General features: G+C 43.5%; 3 protein-coding genes and 1 pseudogene. All 4 read right to left on the reverse strand.

Annotated features, from left to right (window positions below):
• The coding region (locus CXF78_RS14255; RefSeq protein ID WP_145991457.1) for a sigma-54-dependent transcriptional regulator at nt 1–841 on the reverse strand (841 nt) is incomplete at its 3' end.
• 164 nt (nt 842–1,005) lie between these two features.
• The gene (locus CXF78_RS14260; protein ID WP_102037175.1) at nt 1,006–2,214 is read right to left on the reverse strand and encodes an ABC transporter permease; all 1,209 of its coding nucleotides are present in this window, start codon (nt 2,212–2,214) and stop codon (nt 1,006–1,008) included.
• A 30-nt stretch (nt 2,215–2,244) separates the two neighbouring features.
• Nucleotides 2,245–3,558 carry an ABC transporter permease gene (locus CXF78_RS14265; RefSeq protein ID WP_102037176.1) on the reverse strand — a complete coding sequence of 438 codons (1,314 nt, stop codon included), beginning with the start codon at nt 3,556–3,558 and terminating at the stop codon, nt 2,245–2,247.
• A 10-nt stretch (nt 3,559–3,568) separates the two neighbouring features.
• Nucleotides 3,569–3,808 (reverse strand): annotated as a pseudogene (locus CXF78_RS14270) (ABC transporter ATP-binding protein); the annotation flags it as partial.

A 3,808-nucleotide genomic window follows, 5' to 3' on the forward strand; every position in this document is an offset into this window, starting at 1 on the left:
GATGACTGCCTAAACGTTCAAACTCACCGGTTTGTAATACCCGTAATAACTTTACTTGGCCAGATAAAGGCAAATTACCAATTTCATCTAAAAATAATGTGCCACCATCGGCAGCTTCAAATCGGCCCATACGGGTTTTATTAGCGCCCGTAAAGGCACCTGCTTCTGCGCCAAACAATTCGGCCTCTAATAAATCCATTGGTAAAGCGCCAATGTTGACCTTAATAAACGGTTTATCTTTTAGTGGTGAATTGGCCTGTAAAATATCGGCTATTTTGTCTTTACCCGCACCATTTGGGCCAGTGATCATCACAGACACATCGGAGCGCGCAACTTGCAACGCTAAATCAACACAGCGCTGCATTGCACCACTACCAAAAATTAGGCCACATAAATCGGCGCCGTTAATGGCCGACATACGTTCACTGTCTATCCGGGTTAATTGGCTATTTTGCTGAGACAGTCGATAAATTGATAATAGGTTACTAATACTATTGAGCAGCTTAGCGTCATCCCACGGTTTACCCATATAATCAGCTGCCCCAGCTTTAACCAACTCGACAGCGGTTTCTAATTGGGTCCACGCGGTCATTAAAATAATCGGTAAATTAGGCTGTAACTGACGCAATGCGTAAAACAGTTGCTTACCCTCTTCACCCGAGGTGGTGTCGCGGCTAAAGTTCATATCTTGGATCACCAAGCTGATTTCTTTGTTGGTGACAATCTCAATAGCCGCATCAGGTGAGTGACAAAAAATGGCCTGATAGCCATGCAGCTCAATCATTAGCGCAAGCGCTTGGCAAATGGCGTGATTGTCATCAACAATTAAAATATTATCCATTAGAATATGTTTGAGTCCAATTAGGTTGCTGTTATACAAAAACATGTTTATGCAACTGCATGTTTATACAATAAACATTTACTCACAAACGTAAATAAACAATAACATGACAGAAGACCTCACTGTCACGTTATTGTTAAGCGCAAGCGCCGTATTTTATCGGGTTACACACTGCGCGTTGCCATGGCGGGTGAAATATTCGCGGCTTTAGCGGCCGGCACTATTACCGCTAGCGTTGTCACTACCAGCAAGCCAATAACAGACACTATCGGATAAATCACTGGCACCATAGGCAAACTATATAGCGACATTAATTGCTGGCCCAAGACTAATGCCAACATGCCACCAATCACGCCACCGACAATACAAATTAGGTAATTTTCCACCATAAAGTATTCAATAATGTCACGCTTACGTGCACCCAGCGCGCGGCGAGTGCCTATTTGTTTGGTGCGGCGTTGAATATTAAACATCACCATACCGGTTAATCCCAACGCTGTAATTAATAACAATAACACCACCATAATACTTAACACTGTCGCCATTAAACGGTGGTTACTGTAAGTTAAATTTTTAATCGTGGTGAGTGTTTGGAAGTTCTCCACTACACGGTTTGGGTTTTCTGCATACAAGGCTTTACTAATGGCTTCTTCTAACGCTGGAATATGTTCAGGTAATGCCCGCACCATGTATGATTTATTACTACTACTGCCACCAAAATCGATATTCTGGATCACGCTGTATTCAAAGTTTTCGTGGTCAACCCAAGCACCTTGCAGCTTATCCACTACGCCTATAATGGTCACGGCTTGCTCACCTTGATACATGGTTTTACCTAAAGGCGACTCATCGCCCCAAAAGGCTTTGGCTAACGGTTGCGACACTAACGCCATCATGCCGCTGTCATCTAAGCTGGTATTAATTTCATCGGCGGTAAAATTTCGCCCGGCAATTAACTTCGCTCCCATCACATTGAGTAAGTGCTCATTACCCAAGTAAAAGGCAAACCCAGGGGTACTTTTAGCAGTGTCGGCATCTGGGCCGTCAACATAGCGATCCATCCATCCGCTGCCGCTTAACGGCAACATATTGCTATAACTGGCATCAATTACATTGGGCAGCGAGCGCAAAATTTGTTGGTCAACTTGGTTCTGTTTCATGTTGTCGATAGCAGGATCGAAATTATACAGGTTAAAGGTCAGGATCTGATCTTCGGCATAGCCAGATTCTCGCTGCATTAGCGACAAACGTTCGTTAATAATAAAACTCGCATTGGCGACTATCGCAACCGACAAAATAATCTGCAATAGCAGTAAAACCGGCGCACTTTTACTGCGCATTAAACTGGATAAAATCGGTTTGATATGTAACATGGTGATGTCCTTTCTTAAGCTTAACTGGAGTTATTGGGCTTTTAAATACACACTGGGTTTAGTGCGGCACACCACCCAAGCAGGGTAAACCCCAGCCAATACCGCGGTAGAAATAGCAATTAATGGCGTGATAATCCACATACTGGCATCAAGCCCAGTAACACTTTGGTCCATTGAAAAATAGCTGTGCAGCGCCGTTAACGAACCCCAGGCCCATAACAAACCCACTACGCCACCGATAAAACCAATCATACCCACTTCGACCATGTACTGACTAAAAATCTGTCCACGACTGGCACCAATAGCACGACGAACACCCACCTCTGGCGCACGCTTTAAAAACTTGGTTAGCAACAGCCCGAGAATATTCACCAAGCACACGCTTAAAAACAGCAAGCTTAAGCCGACTAATATTTTATTATCTTTAGGCACCACATCGTTATCTTCAAGCCATTTCGCGATGTCGCTAATTTGCACTGACTCGCTAGGGGTTTTAGCGGTATCAGTAAAGCGGCCGAGTGCTCTTTGCTGCTCAACATAACGGGTTAACCAGCCTAAAAAGCTTTGTTTCTGCTCATCGGTGTTCAGTTCAGTCCAAAATTGAATCCATACTTTTTCTGACGCTAAGCGGTCGCTGTATGTGATCATGGGTTCGAACTTCCAACCGCTGGTGTTACCCCATACATCAAATTCTTCTTGGCCTGTTAACGAGAACGGAATGAATATCTCTTCAGCATCATTAAAGGCACCATTAAGTGGATCGTAGTATTTAGGTTGCGGATTCCAGTCATCAATCACCCCAACAATTTGATAAGGTTTACGGTCTAAAAAGAGTGTTTTGCCTACGCTATTTTTACCTTCAAAAAAGCGTAAATTTAATTTTTGACTAATCACCACTTGGTAAGCTGGGCGTAAATCAACACTGGTATCCCAGTAACTGCCATAAATAAAGGGTACCGAAAAAATCCGAAAAAAGTCTCTGTCGGTTAACCGAACGCTGTTCAACACGGGTTCAATTTTAGGATTGTCAGATTGCAATGCTAAGCCAGTTCGATAAGTCGCTGCTTTGAGGCTTAATTCTTTGTTATTGCGTAAGTTCATCGCATCCATATAGGTGATGCTTGGAATAAACTCATCCCAGGTATCCAAGCCTTGGCTCCACAACTGCACTGAATTAATCACCTCACTGCGATCGCCCGCCGGATTATAAGACATAGTTTTATAGACATTGAGCGTAGTGATAGTAATGCCGATACCAATCGAAATCGCTAATATCATCAACATCGATAACATCGGCGTTTTACGGATACTTCGCCAAGCTAAATCACAATAGTAAAAAAACATAGTGTTCCCCTTAGCGAGTGCCGGTAGCCGCTGGTTGGTACATCGAAAAATCACATACTTGACCATCTACAATTTGAATATTGCGTTGGGCCCGACGCGCAAGCTCTGAGTCATGGGTCACCATAATAATAGTGGTGCCTTGTTGATTGATATTTTCAAGTAATTCCATCACCTGACGTGCCATTAAACTGTCTAAGTTACCGGTTGGTTCATCGGCTAATAAAAACCGTGGTTCGCCTGCTAATGCACG

The sequence above is a fragment of the Shewanella sp. 11B5 genome (assembly GCF_002836795.1).
Taxonomy (GTDB): domain Bacteria; phylum Pseudomonadota; class Gammaproteobacteria; order Enterobacterales; family Shewanellaceae; genus Shewanella; species Shewanella frigidimarina.

Bases quoted from the DNA above. Each gene is read 5' to 3' on its own strand.
- CXF78_RS14260 (WP_102037175.1), bottom strand. From the start codon at position 2,214: ATGTTACATATCAAACCGATTTTATCCAGTTTAATGCGCAGTAAAAGT.
- CXF78_RS14265 (WP_102037176.1), bottom strand. From the start codon at position 3,558: ATGTTTTTTTACTATTGTGATTTAGCTTGGCGAAGTATCCGTAAAACG.